Genomic DNA, 16838 nt, shown 5'->3' on the forward strand with positions numbered 1-16838 from the left:
AGGTGCCCCTGTGAAGATCCTGGTCGCCGACGACAGCCGCGTCATGCGGCAGATCGTCATCCGCACCCTGCGGCAGGCCGGTTACGACGACCACGACATCGTCGAGGCCGAGGACGGCCGCGACGCCTACGACAAGGTCCGGTCGGAGAACCCCGACCTGGTCCTGTCGGACTGGAACATGCCCAACATGACCGGCCTGGAGTGCCTGGAGGCGCTACGCGGCTCGGGCTCGGCGGTGCCCTTCGGCTTCGTCACCTCCGAGGGCTCGGCGGAGATGCGGCAGAAGGCCGCCGACGCCGGCGCGCTGTTCCTCATCGCCAAGCCGTTCACCGAGGAGACCTTCCGCGAGAACCTCGAGGGGGTGCTGGCGTGACCGCGCCGCTGACGGTCGTCCTGCCGGACGCCAAGGCCGTGAAGGACATGCTGTCGGGCCTGGTCGGCAAGCCGGTGGGCGTCGCCCCCGGCGCCCCGGTCACGCCGACCGAGAAGGACCCCGTCTCGGTGGCCGTCTACGTCAGCCCGACGATGGCCGTCAACGCCCTGTGCGTCATGGACCTGCCCCTGGCCGCCTGGACCGGCGGCGCGCTGGCCCTGCTGCCGCCCGGTGGCGTCCAGGACGTCGTCGAGGAGGACGGCGAGCTCACCACGATGCTCACCGAGGCCCTCCACGAGGTCGTCAACGTCCTGTCGGCGCTGTTCAACGTGCCGGGTGCGCCGCACTCGAAGCTGCACGCCTCGTACGCGCCCGGCGACGACCTGCCGGGCGACATCGCCGGCATGCTCGCCGCCTTCAACCGGCTCGACCTCGCCGTCGACGTCCCCGGCTACGGCAAGGGCCGGCTCTCGCTGGTCGTCCCCTGACACGGTCGTCCTACCCGCATGACCGCCCCGGGGCGGCGCAGGGACTCCCGTCCCCGCCGCCCCGGGTGCACCCACCTCACGGCCCGGCCAGCCACGACAGCGTGCGGCCCCGCGACCAGCAGCGGCCGACCACCTCCGTCCGCAGGGCCGACCCCTCCGACACCGTCACACCGACGGTGCTGTGGCCGGAGGCCGGGCGGTCGCCGAGCGTCGGCACCCCCGGCGCCACCGCGACGCCCTCCACCGACACCCACGCCACGGCCCGGCCGGCCGCGGCCTCCTCGAGGCGGTGCCGGAAGCGCTCCCGGCCAGTGGGCGACAGGCCCGACAGCACCCACGTCGTCGTGACGACCGGCAGGGCGTCCCCGGGCACCCGGGCGAGGGCGTCGGGCAGCACCTCGACGACGTCCCCGCGCAGCAGCAGCGGGGGATCGCCCGCCGCCAGCGCCAGCTCCGCGGCGAGCCGCGCCGCCTGCTCCGGCCGGTCGGGCGGCAGGCAGGCGCGCAGCCACCGGGCGTCGTCGGCGTCGGTGACGTCGAGCGGGGCGCGGTCGACGCCGACCCGCGCCACGACCGCCGGGAGCGCGTTCCCCGGGACGGGCCGCGCACCCACGACCGACGCCGACAGCTGCACCGGCGACGAGGGGTCGCCCAGCCGCCGCCCGTCGTCGTAGGCGATGCCGACGCGGTCGGCATGGAGCCGGAGCCCGGCCGCGCAGCCCACGTCGACCAGCCCCACGGCCTCCGCCCCGGCCCGGCGCGCCGCCTCGGCGAGGGCCGGGTACAGCACGGTGCAGGGGCCGGTGCCGTCGGTGCGCACCCGCCGGCGCGCCACGACGGCGCCCACGTCGCCGGTCATCCGCAGCAGCGTGTCGACCGCCGCACCCGCGGCCGCGTCACCGTCGGCGGCGGCGAGGGCCGCGGCGAGCACCGGGGCGCGTCCGGCGAGCGCGAGGTCGTGCAGCGCGGCGAGGACCACCGCCGGGTGCCGCCCGCGCGCCGGCAGGGTCCCGATCGCCCGCAGCGCCTCCTCCGACGTGCCGAGGGCGACGGCGACGCGTCCCCGCAGCGGCGAGGTCCCGGCGGCGTCGGCCTCGCCGGAGCGGCGGTAGACCTCGGCGAGCGTGCGGGACCGGCTCATGCGCGGTGGCCGTCAGGCGGTGGTCGCCGCCCAGTCCTCGTCCGTCATCGGCAGGCAGGCCCAGACGTGCTTGCAGCCCTGCGCCACGTACCAGCCGTGCGCCACCGACAGGCGGGCCACCAGGTAGAGGCCCAGGCCGCCCTGGGCCGGGTCGCGGTCGACCGCCGGCGTCGGCGAGGTGTCCGCGTCGCGGTCGCTCACGTCGAGCAGCCACCCGCCGGTACCGGCGACCACGGTCGCCACGACCGGCCGTTCCCCGTGCCGCAGCGCGTTGGACGCCAGCTCCTCGAAAGCGAGGACCAGCCGGTCGACGACGGGGTCCTCGCCGTCGCGCCGCAGGCCGAGGGAGGTGAGGTGGTCGCGCAGGTCGGCGCGCGCGGCGGGGAGCTCGGACACGTCCTCGAGGTCCCGGCGCCACGGCCGGCCGTGCCCGGCGGGCAGTGGCCGCACCGGCCACGTGAGTCGGCCCATGACCTCTCTCCGTCGTCGCCCCGTCCCGTTCCCGACGTCTCCGGGGTGCCCAGCCTCCCGTCGGTTAACCCCCTCGGGCCCCTCCGGAGGCAGGTGGCCCTCGACACGGGGGACCGGCTCAGGACCGGGCGTCGCCCCCGACGGTGACGGCCACCAGCGCGACGTCGTCCTGCGGCGTGCCCTCCAGCAGGCGGACGAGCAGCTCGTCGCACAGCTCCGGCAGCGGCCGCCCCGCGAGCTCCGCGAGCACCCGGTGCAGGCGGGCCGTGCCCTCGTCGAGGGTGCTCCCGCGCCGCTCGACGAGCCCGTCGGTGTGCAGCAGCACCGTGGACCCCGGCGGCAGCGCGAGGCTCCACTCCCGCCGCTCGGCGGTGGCGTCCACGCCGAGCATCAGGTCCCCCTCGTCGTCCCCCAGGGCCGTCACCCGTCCCTCCGGGGACACCAGCACCGGCGGCGGGTGCCCGGCGTTGGCCCAGCGCAGGCGGGTGGCACCGGCCTCCAGCCGGGCCACGGCCGCGGTGGCCAGCGTGCCGGGGTGCATGGTCGCCATCGCCTCGTCCAGGCCGCGCAGCACCTCGGCCGGCCCGGCGCCGCGGGAGTGCGCGATCCCCCGGACCAGCCCGCGCAGCTGCCCCATCGCGGCCGCGGCGGCCGTGTCGTGCCCGACGACGTCGCCGATGACCACCACCGCGTCGCCGTCGGGGTGCCGGAAGGCGTCGTACCAGTCGCCGCCCACCCGGGCCGCCTCGGCGGCCGGCACGTAGCGCACCACCACCTCGACGCCGGGGAAGGCCGGCGGCGCGGTCAGCAGGCTGCGCTGCAGCGCCTCGGCGAGCTGGATCTGGCGGCTCTGCCGGCCCACGCGGTCGATCGCCCGCCCGGCCTGCGCGGCCACTGCCCGCACGGTCGCGAGGTCCTCGGGGCCGAGCTCCCGCCCGGGGTCGAGGTAGAGGGAGAGGACGCCGACGGTGCGCGACTCGGCCGGCAGCGGCAGCACCAGCACCGACTCGGCGCGCAGGTCCTGCAGCATGCCGCGCGACCGGTCGTCGGACATGAGCCCCAGGACGTCGGCGACCCGGGCCGACACCGGCGTCCCCGACGCCAGCGCCTGCCCCACGGGCGACGACGGCGGCAGGGTGTCCAGCCGCACCCGCGCGTAGCGGGCGAGCAGGTCGCGGCGCTCGGGGTCGGCGTGCCACGAGCCGACGTCGCGGGCGCGGCCCTCCCGGTCGACGACGGTGACCACGCAGCCGTCGGTGAGCACCGGGACGACGAGGCGCGCGAGCCGGCCCAGCGCGGAGACGCCGTCGAGCGCCCCGGACAGCTCGGCGGCCACCCGGACCAGCAGGGTCGCGCGCGCGGTCGCCCGGTCGGCGCGCTCCTGCACCGTCCGGCGCTTGGACACGTCGGAGACCGTCAGGGCCAGGCCCTCCGCCGCCCGCGCGGCACGGACCTCGAACCAGCCGCCGCCGGCGAGCACGGTGACCGGCTCGCCGGAGTCCGCGGCCTCGGTCCCGGCGGCGTGCAGGGCCCGCCCGGTGCCGCCGGGCACCTCGGTCAGGACCCGGCCGAGCAGGTCGGCCTGCAGGTGCCCGAGCAGGCGCTCGGCGGCCGCGTTGAGCCAGGTCAGGCAGCCCTGCGGGTCGAGGGCGAGGACGGCGGCCGGGAGCCGGTCGACGAGCGCCGCGAGCGCCGCCGGGTCGCCGGGCGGCGGCGTGCGGCGGGGCAGCGGGACCGTGGGCATCGGACCGGGCACCCCGCCGGGCAGGGGGACGAGCGGTTCGGCCATCGTCAGCGGTCCTCCCGGCGCCGTCGGGGCGTTGTCAGCTCCCGCGGCCACCCCGTGATCGTGGCGGCTGCCGCCCGCGCTGCCAACCGCCCGCTGCGCCGTGCCGGTCACCAGGACGGGGTGCGCCGCCTCCCGCCCGGGACCCGCCGGGGCGCGGATGCGGCAGCATGTGCCCCCGTGATCGGGGAGGGGGCGGCACCGCCGCCGGGCGACTTGCTGGTGCAGGCCGTCGAGGGGATGGACCGGCCGCTGTTCGTCCTCGACGAGGAGTGGCGGTTCGCCTACGTCAACCCCGCCGGCGCCGCCGTCCTCCGCCGCGACGTCGCCGGCCTGACCGGCCGGGTCGTCTGGGAGGAGTTCCCCGACGCCGCGGGGAGCGCCTTCGAGGACGTGCTCCGGCAGGTGCGCGTGACGGGCGCCCCGGGCACCGCCGAGGCCCTCTACGCCCCGCTGGACAGCTGGTTCCGCGCCGACGCCTTCCTCACCCCGGCCGGCCTCGTCGTCACCTACGACGACGTCACGGGGCGCCGGCGGGTGGAGGAGGAGGCGGCGGCGGCGATCGCCGCCCGCGAGCAGGCCGCCGCTGCAGCCGCGGCCGCCGCGGAGGCCGAGGCCGCCGGGCGCCACCTCGTGCTGCTCGCCGACGTCAGCGAGGCCATGACCGCCAGCACCGACGTCGACGAGGCCGTCGCCCGCTTCGCCGGGCTCGTCGTGCCGCTGCTGGCCGACTGGTGCCTGGTCAGCGTCGTCGACCCCGACGGCACCCGCCGCGACGTCGGCCGCGCCCACAGCGACCCCTCGATGGTCGAGGCGATGCACCGCTACGCCGACCTGCGGGTGCGCACCAACCGGCCGACCGCACCGGTGCCGACGGCGCTGGCCAGCGGCCGGCCCGTGGTCATCCCGCACCTGACCGACGACGACGTCGTGGCGATGACCGCCGACGAGGCGAGCCGAGCCGCCCTCGCCCCGCTCCGGGTCTCCGCCGTCGCCACCTTCCCGCTCCTCGCCCGCGGGGAGCTCTTCGGCGCGTTCACCCTGGTCAACGGGTCCGAGCGCGGGCCGCACACGGAGACCGAGCTGCGCACCGCCGAGATCGCCTCCCGGCGGGCGGCGCTGGCGCTGGACAACGCCCGCCTGGCCGGCGCCGCGCAGCGCATGGCGCAGCGGCTGCAGCGCAGCCTGCTGTCCCCGCCGGTGCAGCCCGACCACCTGCAGCTCGCAGTCCGCTACCGGTCGGCCACCCGCGGGGTCGCCATCGGCGGCGACTGGTACGACGCGTTCCTCCAGCCCGACGGCGACACCGTCCTGGTGATCGGCGACGTCATGGGCCACGACATCGAGGCCGCCGCGGCCATGGGCCAGGTCAAGACGCTGGTCCGCGGCATCGCCTTCGACCGCCTCGAGGAGCCGGCCGGGGTGCTGCGCCGGGTCGACCACGCCCTGGTGGGCCTCGCCGTCCCGGCCATGGCCACCGCGCTGGTGTGCCGGGTGGAGCAGGACGCCGCCGACCACGGGGCGGGGCTGCGCCGGCTGCGCTGGTCCTCGGCCGGGCACCCCGACCCGATGATGCTGCTGCCCGACGGCACCGTGCAGGACCTCAGCGCGCCGGTCGGGCCGCCGCTGGGCATCGGCTGGCGCGGCCCGCGCGCCGACGGCCGGGTGGCCGTGCCGGAGGGCGCGACGCTGCTGCTGTTCACCGACGGTCTCTTCGAGCGCCGCGGCAGCTCCCTCGACGAGGGCCGCGACCAGGTGCGCACGCTGCTGGCCGCCGTGGCCGGGCTCTCCCTCGAGGCGCTGTGCGACCGGCTGCTGACGGCGATGGTGGGGGAGGGCGCCGAGGACGACGTCGCGGTGCTGGCCGTCCGCGCGCACCCGACGTCGGGGGAACGGCCGGCCGAGGTCGGGCCCGAGGTGCTGCCCGGCGGCCGGACCTAGGTGCGGGTGGCCGCGGCGCGGACCGCGCCGGCGATCGCGGCCACGCCCTGCTCGGTCCACAGGATCGAGTAGTGGTCGGTGTCGGGGACCTCGTGGGCGGTGATCCCGGACGGCTCCAGCCCCAGGCCGGCGAGCCGGACCTCGTCGTAGAGCCCCGGCCGCTGGCCGAGCAGGCCCCGGGTGGCCCACAGCAGCGTCGCCGGAACCGGCAGGGACGCGGTGGCCTCCAGCACCCGCTCGTTGAGCAGCACGTCGCCGCCGTCGACCCGCACCGCCTCGGGCACGACCGCGCTGCGCAGCGGCACCTCGTCGGGGACGAGGTCGCGGGCGAGGAAGGCGGCCACCGCCGGCACGTCGACCCACGGGCCGACGGCGGGGTGCCCCGCCCAGAACGACCGGACGGCGGCGAGGTCGGGGAAGGTCGTGGTCAGCCGGGCCAGCGAGGGGCCGAGCAGCGCGGCGAGCTTGGCGTCGACGTCGGCTCCGGGCGGCTCGGGGAGGGCCAGGCCGCCGTCGACGAGGACCAGGCCGTGCACCCGGTCGCGGGCGGTCCCGGCGGCGGCCAGGGCCGCGACGAAGGCGCCCATCGAGTGGCCGACGAGCACGGTGGCGTCGGCGCCTGCGTCGCGGTCGGCGCCGAACCGGTCGAGCAGCGTGGCGACGTCGTCGGCGTGCCGGTTCAGGCCGTACGGGCCGGGGAGGCCCGCCGACCGCGCGCGGCCGCGCAGGTCCGGGGCGAGCACCTCGAACTCGCCGGCCAGCGCGGCGGCCACCGGCGCCCAGGCCATGGCGTTGGCGGTGATGCCGTGGACGAGGACGGCGATGGGGGAGCCGGGGGCGTCGGCGCCCCAGTGCAGGGCCGCGAGCTCCCCGCCGTCGACCGGGACGCTGACCTGCACGGGTTCACGCACGCCCCCACCCTGCCCGCTCAGGCGCCGACCCGCCCGATCGGCAGGACACCCCCGCCCAGCAGACCCCACGGTCCCGCTTCGACGGCTCCCGGCACGGGCCGCTGGTGCCCTCCCCCGGCCGGGCCGACCCTCGACGCGGGGTCCTGCCGACCGGCACAGTGCGCACGTGCGCGCCCTCGTCCTCACCGGGCCCGGCCGGCTCGCGTGGCAGGAGGTGCCCGACCCCGCGGTCGAGCCGCACGGGGCCCTCGTCCGGCCGCTGGCGGTCGCCCGGTGCGACCTCGACGCCCCCATGGCCGCCCTCGGCATCTTCCCCGGCCCGTTCCCGGTCGGGCACGAGGTGGTGGCCGAGGTCGTCGAGGTCGGTGCCGACGTCGCGCTGCGCCCCGGCGCGCGGGTGAGCGTGCCGTTCCAGGTCTCCTGCGGCGCGTGCGGGCCGTGCCGGTCCGGGCGGACCGCAGCGTGCAGCACGTATCGGGCCCCCGCCGGCGCGGCCTACGGGTTCGGCCCGCGCGGTGGCGGTCACGGCGGGGCGGTGGCCGACCTGCTCGCCGTCCCGCACGCCGACCACGCGCTCGTCCCCGCACCGCCGGAGCCGTCCGACGTGGCGCTCGCGACCCTGCCGGACAACGCCGTCGACGCCTGGCGCACGGTCGGGCCGCAGCTGCGGGAGCGCCCCGGTGCCGACGTGCTGGTCCTCGCCGGCGCGGTGCCCTCCATCGGGCTCTACGCCGTCGCGCTGGCCCGGGCCCTGGGTGCCCGGCGGGTCCGCTACGTCGACGACGACGCCGGCCGGTGCACCGCGGCGGCGGGGCTGGGCGCGGAGGTGACCCGGCGCGAGGGCCCGTGGCCGCGGCGGTACGACCGGGCCGAGGTCGTCGTCGACGGCACCGCCGACCCGGCCGGCCTGGCCTGCGCGGTGCGCTCGGCGGAGGACGAGGGGCTGCTCACCGTCGTCGGGATCGTCTTCGGCGAGGTGTCCCTGCCCCTGCTGGAGATGTACACCCGCGGGATCACCGTGCACCTGTCGCGGGCCGACTCCCGGCGGCACCTGCCGGAGGTCCTCGCGCTCGCCGCGTCGGGGGCGTTCGACCCGCTGGCGGTGCCGACCACCGTGGTGTCGTTCGAGGACGCCGCCGACGCGTGGCTCGAGCCCGCGACCAAGCTCGTCCTGCGCCGGTGAGCGCCCGGCGCTCCCGCCGGGGACCGTCCGGATCCCCACACTGCCCTCGTGTCCGTGCAGGCGGCTCCAGGGAAGGGGCGCCGAGGGACGATGTGCGGATACGTGCACCTTCCGGTTCCGGAAGTACCTGTGAGCGCACACCGTCCGGTCGCCGGCCCGTCCCGGGAGCGGGCCGGGGCGCTAGTCGGGGTGGCTCAACAGGTAGCGGCCGAAGTGCGGCACGGTGAAGGCGATCTGCCCGCGCTCGGCGGAGTAGACGAGGCCCTTCTTGATCAGCGAGTCGCGCGCCGGGGACAGCGACGCCGGCTTGCGGCCCAGCGTCGCGGCGACCTCCGACGTCGCCACGGGGGCGCCCGACGGCCCGCCCAGCTCGGCCATCGCGTGCATGTACTCGCGCTCGGCGGGCGTGGCGCGGTCGTAGCGGGAGCCGAAGAAGCCCACCGCCAGCTCGGCCTCGGCCACCGGCGCGGCCATGGCGACGTCGGCGGCGGTGACGGGGGAGGCCGCGGCGACGTCCCAGGTGACCTTGCCGTAGGCCTGCACGAAGTAGGGGTAGCCGTCGGCGGCGGCGTAGAGGGCGTCGAGGGCGGCCGGCTCGAAGGTGACGTCCTCGCGTTCGGCCGGCGCCAGCAGCGCCCGGTCGGCCGCGGGCCGGTCGAGGCGGTCGATGCGCAGGTAGCGGAACAGCCGCTCCGAGTAGCTCTTCGACGCAGACAGCACCGCCGGCAGGTGCGGCAGCCCCGCGCCGACCACGATCAGCGGCGCGCCCTGCTGGGACAGCTCGTGGCAGGCGGCGCAGATGGCCGAGACGTCGGGGGCCTGCACGTCCTGCATCTCGTCGATGAACAGCGCGATGCCCTTGCCGACGTCGGCGGCCAGCCCGGCGGCGTCGCTGAGCAGCTCGACGAGGTCGATCTCCATGTCGCCGGAGTCGGCCCGTCCGGTCGACGCCGGGACGTCGATGCCCGGCTGCCAGCGGTCGCGCAGCTTCGCGTCGGCCGGGGTGAGCCGCTGGGCGAAGGCCTTGAGCGTGCCGAGGACGGCGTCCATCGACTCCTGGTCGGGGTGGCGCAGCTCGCGCAGCGCCATGTGCAGCGCCGAGGACACCGGCCGGCGCAGCGACTGGTCCGGCCGCGCCTCGATCTTGCCGGTGCCCCACCCGCGGCCGATCGCCGCCGAGCGCAGCTGGTTGAGCAGCACCGTCTTGCCGACGCCGCGCAGCCCGGTGAGCACCAGCGACCGCTCGGGGCGGCCCCGGGCGATCCGCTCCAGGACGACGTCGAAGGCCGACAGCTCGTCGTCGCGACCGGCCAGCTCGGGCGGGCGCTGGCCGGCACCGGGCGCGTAGGGGTTCCGCACGGGGTCCACGTCGAGCACCGTATGACCCCGTCTAGCCGTTAGCCTAGAGATCGGTAGAAGACGGTAGTGCGTGTCGGCTCCCGCGCAGGTGCGCGGACGGGCGCGGGAGAGGGGTGTCTGCCGCTCTCTAGCGCCGACGCGAGAGAGGCGTAGAGGCGGGCAGAGGCAGGGAGTTGCCAGGGAGCGCGGCTAGCGTGGCGGCCGTGATCAGGTTCGCGCTCAAGGTCGTCCTCATGGCGGTCGTCTTCTACCTCGTCGCCCGCTACGTGCCGGGCATCGAGGTGCAGACCAACCCCAACGCGGTGCTCGGCATCTCGGTCACGTTCGCCTGGCTGGCGCTGCTGTTCGCGGTGGTCAACGCGGTCGTCGGGCCGGTCCTGCGGTTCCTGTCCTTCCCCGCGATCCTGCTGAGCCTGGGCCTGTTCCTGCTCGTCATCAACGCCGCGCTGTTCGGCCTCACGGCCGCGCTGTCGAGCCGCCTCGACGTCGACGGCTTCGGTGCCGCCGTCCTCGGCGGCCTGTTCGTGGCGCTGGCCAGCTGGTTCCTCGACCTGGTCCTCGACCGCCGGTGACGGGGACCTCCCCGCCCCCCACCACGCCGGGCCGCAGGGTCGCCATGACGGCCGTCCCCGGCCGCACTAGCGTCGGGTGACATGAGCACCACCGGCGTGGACACCGTCGTCCCGAGCCGACCGGAGGACGGTGCCCCTCCGGGGCTGGTCGCCCTCGAGGCCGCCAACGACCGCAAGCGCGAGCTCCTGGCCGAGGCCGCCGACGCCGCCGTCGGCGCCCTGGAGGGCGGTCCGGGGCTGCCCGCCGGCTGCGGCCGGGCCGACCTGCCGGCGCTGCTGCAGCGCTACTACTGGAGCGAGCCGCCCGCCGAGGTCCTCGGTCACGCACCCGACGACCTCGCCGCGCTGGCCCTGCGCCACCTGCGGGTGGCCGCGGTCCGCGCCCAGGGCGCGGCCACCGTCGTCGTCGAGCGGCTCGGGGACGGCCGCGGGCTGCTGATGACCGTCACCGACGACATGCCCTTCCTCGTCGACTCGGTCACCGCCGAGGTGGTGCGCCAGGGCGTGGGCCTGCAGCACGTCGTGCACCCGGTGGTCGTGGTGCGCCGCGACGTCTCGGGGGCGCTGCGCGCCTTCTGTGACAGCCAGGGCACCGACGCCGCCGCGTGCGGGCCCGACGCGCTCGCCGAGTCGTGGATGGCCGTCGTCCTCGACGGCCCGCTCGACGACGAGGCCGCCGCCGACCTGGTCGCCGGGCTCCGCACCGCGCTGGCCGACGTCCGCGCCGTCGACGAGGACGCCCCGCGCATCGCCGCCCGCGCGCTGGAGCTGGCCACCCGGCTGGAGGAGATCGGCACGGTCGACACCGGCGACCCCGCCGACGACCCCGCCGAGGTGGCCGCGCTGCTGCGCTGGCTGGCCGACGGCAACCTCGTCCTGCTCGGCGCCCGCGAGGTGGAGGTCGGCGAGCGCGTGTGCGCCGTCCCGGGGACCGGGCTGGGGGTGCTGCGCAGCGACACCGCGGCGGGCCTGCCCGAGGCCGCCGGGCCGCTGGGGTCGACCCTGGTCACCGTCACCAAGGCCGACATCCGCTCGACGGTGCACCGACGCGCCTGGCTCGACCTGGTCGCGGTCACGCTCCCCGGCGAGGACGGCGGCCCCGCCCGCCAGCACCGCCTGGTCGGCCTGCTCCCCTCGGCGTCGGCCGCGGCCGGCGTGCGGGACGTGCCGCTGGTGCGCCGCCGGGTCGACGAGGTGGTGGCCGGCTCCGGCGTGCCCGCCGACAGCCACACCGGCAAGGAGCTCGTCGGCGTCCTGGAGACCCTGCCGCGCGACGAGCTGTTCCAGGCCTCGGCCGGCGAGCTGCTGCCGGTGGCGATGGCCGTGGTCTACCTGCAGGAGCGCCGCCAGACCCGGCTGTTCCTCCGCCGCGACCCCTACGGCCGGTTCTGGTCGGCGCTGGTCTACGTGCCGCGGGACCGGTACACGACCGAGGTCCGGCTGGCGATGCAGCGGATCCTGCTCTCGCGCCTGGGCGGCCGCGAGATCGAGTTCACCGCCCGATCCACCGAGTCGGTGCTGGCCCGGCTGCACTTCGTCGTCCGGGTGCCGGTGGGCCGCGGCGGCGCGCCGGCGCTGCCCGAGGTCGACGCCGAGGCGCTCCAGCAGGAGCTGGCCGCGGTCGCCCGCAGCTGGACCGACGACCTCGCCGAGGCGCTCGCGGCTACCCACGGCGCCGGCGCCGAGCAGGTGCTGGCCCGGGTCGCCGACGCCTTCCCCGGCTCCTACCAGGAGGACTTCCCGGCGACGACGGCCGTCGAGGACCTGGCCCGCCTCGACGCCCTGCAGCCCGGGGAGCTGGGCCTGCGGCTGCGGCGTCCCCGCGGCGCCGGCGCGGCCGAGCCGCGGCTGACCGTCTACCGCGTGGGTGAGCGGCTGCTGCTGTCCGACGTGCTGCCGGTGCTGCAGAACATGGGCGTCGACGTCGTCGACGAGCGGCCCTACGAGATCGACCGGATCGGCGCCCGGCCGGCCTGGATCTACGACTTCGGCCTCACCGTCCCCGGCGGGGAGCTGCCCTTCCCCGGCTCGCTGCCCGAGCGGTTCACCGAGGCCGTCGCGGCCGTCTGGCGCGGGGACGCCGAGGACGACGGCCTCGGCGCGCTGGTGCTGCTGGCCGGGCTCAACTGGCGGCAGGTCACGGTCGTGCGGGCCTACGTGCAGTGGCTGCGCCAGGCCGGGCTGCCCTTCGGCCAGGACTACGTCGAGACGACGCTGGCCGCCCACCCCGACGTCGTCGCCCGGCTGGTCGCGCTGTTCGAGACCCGCTTCTCGCCCGACCGCGAGTCCGGCCGGGAGCGCCGCCAGGCCGACCTCGCCGCGTCGCTGCGCGAGTCGATCGGCCGGGTCGACTCCCTCGACGCCGACCGGGTGCTCAGCAGCCTGCTCGCCGCCGTCACCGCCACCCAGCGCACCACCTACTACGCCGCGTCCCCCACCCGGTCCACCCCGCTGGCCGTCAAGCTCGACCCGCACGCCGTCCCCGACCTGCCCGAGCCGCGGCCGGCCCGCGAGGTGTTCGTCAGCTCCCCGCGGGTGATGGGCGTGCACCTGCGCTTCGGGGCGGTCGCGCGCGGCGGGCTGCGCTGGTCCGACCGGCGCGAGGACCTGCGCACCGAGGTCCTCGGTCTGGTCAAGGCGCAGATGGTGAAGAACACCGTCATCGTCCCGACCGGCGCCAAGGGCGGCTTCGTCGTCCGCAACCCGCCACCGGAGGGCGCCTCCCGCGAGGAGGTCCTGGCCGAGGGGCAGGCCTGCTACCGGCTGTTCATCGGCGCTCTGCTGTCGCTCACCGACGACATCCGCGGCGGCGCCGTCGTGCCGCCGGAGCGGGTCGTCCGGCACGACGGCGACGACGCCTACCTCGTCGTCGCGGCCGACAAGGGGACGGCGACCTTCTCCGACCTCGCCAACTCCGTCGCGCTCGAGCGAGGGTTCTGGCTGGGTGACGCGTTCGCCTCCGGCGGCTCGGTCGGCTACGACCACAAGGCCATGGGCATCACCGCCCGCGGCGCGTGGGAGTCGGTGACCCGGCACTTCCGCGAGCTCGACCTGGACGTGCAGAGCCAGGAGTTCACCGTCGTCGGCATCGGCGACATGTCCGGCGACGTGTTCGGCAACGGCATGCTGCTGTCGGAGCACATCCGGCTGGTGGCGGCCTTCGACCACCGGCACGTCTTCGTCGACCCGACGCCGGACGCCGCGACGTCCTCCGCCGAGCGGCGGCGGCTGTTCGACCTGCCGCGCTCGTCGTGGGCCGACTACGACCCGACGCTGATCAGCGCCGGGGGAGGGGTGTGGCCGCGGACGGCGAAGGCGATCCCGGTGAGCGGGCCGATGCGCACCGCGCTCGGCCTAGACGACGACGTCGACACGCTGACCCCGCTGGAGCTGGTGCGGGCGGTGCTGCTCGCGCCGGTGGACCTGCTCTTCAACGGTGGCATCGGCACCTACGTCAAGGCCGCGACCGAGAGCCACGTCGACGTGGGCGACAAGGCCAACGACGCCGTCCGGGTCGACGGCGGCGAGCTGCGGGTGCGCGTGGTGGGGGAGGGCGGCAACCTCGGCCTGACCCAGCGCGGGCGGATCGAGTACGCGCTGGCCGGCGGCCGGGTCAACACCGACGCCATCGACAACTCCGCGGGTGTGGACACCTCCGACCACGAGGTGAACATCAAGATCGGGCTCAACGGGGTGGTCGAGGCCGGCCGGCTCGACGCCGAGGGCCGCGCGGCGCTGCTGGAGGAGATGACCGACGAGGTCGCCGCCGCCGTCCTCACCGACAACCACGCCCAGAACGCCACCCTGGCGACGGAGGTCGCCTCGGCGCGCAGCCTGCTCGACGCGCACGGGCGCTTCATCCGGCACCTGGAGCGCACCGGCCGGCTGGTGCGCGCGGTGGAGGCGCTGCCCGAGGACCGGGCGCTGACCCAGCGGCGCCGCGACGGCCACGCGCTGACCGGCCCGGAGCTGTCGGTGCTGCTGGCCTACGCCAAGCTCGAGGTCGGCGACGCCGTCCTGCACAGCGACCTGCCCGACGACCCCGCGCTCGACCGGCTGCTGCAGGAGTACTTCCCCGCCCCGCTGCGGCAGCGGTTCCCGGAGGCCGTGGACGCCCACCCGCTGCGCCGGGAGATCGTCACCACCGCGGTGACCAACCGGGCGGTGAACCTGGCCGGGGTGACCGGGCTGTACCGGCTGGCCGAGGAGACCGGCCTGGACCTCGCCACCGTCGTCCGCGCGCACGCGGTCGCCCGCGCGGTGTTCGACGTCGACCGGCTGTGGGACGCCGTCCGGCCGCTGGACAACCGGGTGCCCGCGCCGGTGCAGGTCGAGCTGCGCACCGAGGCGACGCGGCTGGCCGAGCGGGCGGCGCGCTGGCTGCTGCGGCTGCCCGAGCTCACCACCGGCCGCCCGCCGGGCGGCATCGCGGCCGTGACCGAGCGGTTCGCCGCGCCGGTGGCCGCGGTGCGCGCTGGCCTGCCCGGCTGGCTGCTCGGCGACGAGGCCGCCGCCCACGCCGCGCGGGCCGAGCGGCTGCGCGCCGCCGGGGTGCCCGCCGACCTGGTGGAGGAGGCCGCCGCGGCGGCGCTGCTGCCGGGGGCGCTGGACCTCGTCGTCGTCGCCGAGCGGACCGGGGCGCCGATCGAGCTGGTCGGGCAGGTGGCCCAGGAGCTGGCCGAGCGGCTGTCGCTGGTGCCGCTGCGCGAGCTGGTCATCGCCCTGCCGCGGGACCACCGCTGGCCGTCGATGGCCCGCGCGGCCCTGCGCGACGACCTCGCCGCCGAGCAGGCCGAGCTCGCCGTCGAGGTGCTCAGCGGGCGGGGGAGCGGCGGGGACGCCGCCTCGGCGGATGCCGCGGGGCTCGTGGGCGCCTGGGTGGACGGCTGGGACGCCACCCAGCGCCGCGCGGCCGCCCAGCTCGCCGACATCGCCGCCGGTGAGAGGCACGAGCTGCCCGAGCTGGTGGTCGCCGTCCGCACCCTGCGCGGCCTCCGCGGCCGGTAGGAGCGGCTCGGAACGGTGACGTGACGGAACGGAACCGGTCCGTCACACCGGTGGCCGACCGGCCGCCCGCCGACCGGACTCCGCGGGAGTCGTCGGGTGGTCGGGTCTGACGTGGCTCACGGTGGGGTCCCGCGCGGCGGTGCGCCCGCGGGATCCCGCGACGAGAGGGTGGACATGGACGACTCCAGGACGGGCCGGCGGCTGCGGACGCTGACGGTGGTGGCGGTGGCGGGCGGCACGCTCGCGCTGCTGCCGCTCACCGGGGCACTCGCCACGGGCGACGGCGACGGCGGTGGCCACGGCGGCCGGGGTGGGGACGGCGGCCACCACCCCCACCAGCAGCCGCGCAGCGTGATCTTCGTCAACGGCGACGGCATGGGCGCCGCCCACCGCGAGGCCGCGCGCCTGGACCAGGAGGGCTTCGACGGACAGCTGGCGATGGACGGGCTCCCGATCGCCGGCCTGCAGACCACCGACGCCCGCGACCCCGAGGACACGGTCACCGACTCCGCCGCCTCGGCCTCGGCGTGGGCCACCGGCGTGAAGACGTACAACGGCGCGATCAGCGTCGACCTCGACGGGAACCCGCTGCCGACCATCGGGCAGCAGGCCGAGGAGGCCGGCCTGGCCGGTGGCATCGTCACCACCGCGCAGGTCACCGACGCCTCCCCGGCGGCGTTCTTCGCCAACAGCGCCCAGCGCGCCGCGCAGGACGACATCGCCCGCCAGTACCTCGAGGTCAGCCGTCCCGAGGTGATCCTGGGCGGCGGCGAGGACTGGTGGCTGCCCGCCGGCGACGAGGGCACCTACCCACCGCGGACCGGCGACGAGGAGGACCCGGAGGTGTCCCGCAGCACGCAGGGCGACCTGGTCGCGCAGGCCCAGGGCCTCGGTTACGAGTACGTCAGCACCGCCGAGGAGTTCGCGGCCGCCGACTCCGACCTGCTGCTCGGCCTCTTCGCCAACGAGGAGATGTTCCAGCAGCGGCCCGAGGGGGAGGGCGACGAGTTCGACCCGGTCGTGTCCCTCGCCGACATGACCACCCGGGCCCTCGACGTCCTCTCGCAGGACGAGGACGGCTTCTTCCTCCTCGTCGAGGAGGAGGCCGTCGACGAGATGTCCCACAACAACAACGCGGCGCGGATGCTCGAGTCGATGCGCTCCCTCGACGCCGCTGTCGAGGTGGCGCGGGCCTACGTGGCCGAGCACCCCGACACCCTGCTCATCGTCACCGGCGACCACGAGTGCGGTGGGCTGTCGATCGAGGACGTCGACGGCGAGGACGAGAGCGGCCCCGGCGGCACGCTGCCGCAGGAGGTCGCGGTCGAGGGCGAGACGGAGTCCGGCGAGGACGGCCCCTTCGTCGTCGCGGGCACCGACGGTGCCTACGACTTCGCGCTCGACTGGACGACGACCGGGCACACCGGCGTCCCGACCGTCGTCACGGCGGAGGGCCCGGGCAGCGAGGAGCTCACCGGCTACTACCCGAACACCCACCTGTACGACGTCATGACCTCGGTGCTGTTCGACTGAGGACCCCGGCCGGAGCCCGGGGCCGGTGCCGAGCCGGTCCCGGGCTCCCCCGGACGGAGGACGCCCGGGCAGG

Annotated in this window: 12 protein-coding genes; 7 read left to right on the forward strand and 5 right to left on the reverse strand. The window is 76.8% G+C overall.

The window, feature by feature from the left end; genetic code table 11:
• Positions 1-10 precede the first annotated feature (10 nt).
• The gene (locus BM165_RS13115; RefSeq protein WP_075013987.1) at positions 11-373 is read left to right on the forward strand and encodes a response regulator; all 363 of its coding nucleotides are present in this window, start codon (positions 11-13) and stop codon (positions 371-373) included.
• On the forward strand, positions 370-861 hold the full coding sequence (locus BM165_RS13120; protein ID WP_075013988.1) for a hypothetical protein: 492 nt from the start codon (positions 370-372) through the stop codon (positions 859-861). Before BM165_RS13115 ends, BM165_RS13120 begins: the two co-directional genes overlap by 4 nt.
• Before the next feature lie 76 nt (positions 862-937).
• Here BM165_RS13120 and BM165_RS13125 read toward each other — a convergent pair whose 3' ends face one another.
• The 3 genes from BM165_RS13125 to BM165_RS13135 all read right to left on the reverse strand — a co-directional run bounded on the left by BM165_RS13125 (position 938) and on the right by BM165_RS13135 (position 4262).
• The gene (locus BM165_RS13125; RefSeq protein ID WP_075013989.1) at positions 938-2002 is read right to left on the reverse strand and encodes a DUF2332 domain-containing protein; all 1065 of its coding nucleotides are present in this window, start codon (positions 2000-2002) and stop codon (positions 938-940) included.
• A 12-nt stretch (positions 2003-2014) separates the two neighbouring features.
• On the reverse strand, positions 2015-2473 hold the full coding sequence (locus BM165_RS13130; RefSeq protein ID WP_075013990.1) for an ATP-binding protein: 459 nt from the start codon (positions 2471-2473) through the stop codon (positions 2015-2017).
• A 118-nt stretch (positions 2474-2591) separates the two neighbouring features.
• Positions 2592-4262, reverse strand: a complete 1671-nt coding sequence (locus BM165_RS13135; protein WP_075013991.1) for a SpoIIE family protein phosphatase — start codon at positions 4260-4262, stop codon at positions 2592-2594.
• A gap of 177 nt (positions 4263-4439) precedes the next feature.
• Between BM165_RS13135 and BM165_RS13140 the strand changes: the two genes are divergently transcribed.
• Entirely contained in the window at positions 4440-6200 is a 1761-nt protein-coding gene (locus BM165_RS13140; RefSeq protein WP_075013992.1) for a SpoIIE family protein phosphatase, read from the forward strand.
• On the opposite strand, the gene BM165_RS13145 is transcribed toward BM165_RS13140, so the two are convergent.
• A complete protein-coding gene (locus BM165_RS13145; protein ID WP_075013993.1) occupies positions 6197-7111 on the reverse strand; it encodes an alpha/beta hydrolase in 915 nt (304 codons plus the stop codon). The genes BM165_RS13140 and BM165_RS13145 overlap by 4 nt on opposite strands.
• A gap of 166 nt (positions 7112-7277) precedes the next feature.
• Between BM165_RS13145 and BM165_RS13150 the strand changes: the two genes are divergently transcribed.
• On the forward strand, positions 7278-8294 hold the full coding sequence (locus BM165_RS13150) for an alcohol dehydrogenase catalytic domain-containing protein (RefSeq protein ID WP_075013994.1): 1017 nt from the start codon (positions 7278-7280) through the stop codon (positions 8292-8294).
• 180 nt (positions 8295-8474) lie between these two features.
• On the opposite strand, the gene BM165_RS13155 is transcribed toward BM165_RS13150, so the two are convergent.
• Positions 8475-9662 carry an ATP-binding protein gene (locus tag BM165_RS13155; RefSeq protein ID WP_075014218.1) on the reverse strand — a complete coding sequence of 396 codons (1188 nt, stop codon included), beginning with the start codon at positions 9660-9662 and terminating at the stop codon, positions 8475-8477.
• Between the two features lie 194 nt (positions 9663-9856).
• On the opposite strand from BM165_RS13155, the gene BM165_RS13160 reads away from it, so the two are divergent.
• The 3 genes from BM165_RS13160 to BM165_RS13170 all read left to right on the forward strand — a co-directional run bounded on the left by BM165_RS13160 (position 9857) and on the right by BM165_RS13170 (position 16765).
• On the forward strand, positions 9857-10225 hold the full coding sequence (locus BM165_RS13160) for a phage holin family protein (RefSeq protein ID WP_244274214.1): 369 nt from the start codon (positions 9857-9859) through the stop codon (positions 10223-10225).
• 81 nt (positions 10226-10306) lie between these two features.
• A complete protein-coding gene (locus tag BM165_RS13165) occupies positions 10307-15232 on the forward strand; it encodes an NAD-glutamate dehydrogenase (protein WP_083427322.1) in 4926 nt (1641 codons plus the stop codon).
• Positions 15233-15406: 174 nt separating this feature from the next.
• A complete protein-coding gene (locus BM165_RS13170) occupies positions 15407-16765 on the forward strand; it encodes an alkaline phosphatase (RefSeq protein WP_083427323.1) in 1359 nt (452 codons plus the stop codon).
• Positions 16766-16838: the final 73 nt, after the last annotated feature.

It is taken from the genome of Geodermatophilus obscurus, assembly GCF_900115395.1.
In the GTDB taxonomy this organism is placed as follows: Bacteria; Actinomycetota; Actinomycetes; order Mycobacteriales; family Geodermatophilaceae; genus Geodermatophilus; species Geodermatophilus obscurus_B.

Coding starts and splice junctions, on each gene's coding strand:
- BM165_RS13135 (WP_075013991.1), bottom strand. CDS start 4,262: ATGGCCGAACCGCTCGTCCCCCTGCCCGGCGGGGTGCCCGGTCCGATG.
- BM165_RS13170 (WP_083427323.1), top strand. CDS start 15,407: ATGGACGACTCCAGGACGGGCCGGCGGCTGCGGACGCTGACGGTGGTG.
- BM165_RS13125 (WP_075013989.1), bottom strand. CDS start 2,002: ATGAGCCGGTCCCGCACGCTCGCCGAGGTCTACCGCCGCTCCGGCGAG.
- BM165_RS13165 (WP_083427322.1), top strand. CDS start 10,307: ATGAGCACCACCGGCGTGGACACCGTCGTCCCGAGCCGACCGGAGGAC.
- BM165_RS13130 (WP_075013990.1), bottom strand. CDS start 2,473: ATGGGCCGACTCACGTGGCCGGTGCGGCCACTGCCCGCCGGGCACGGC.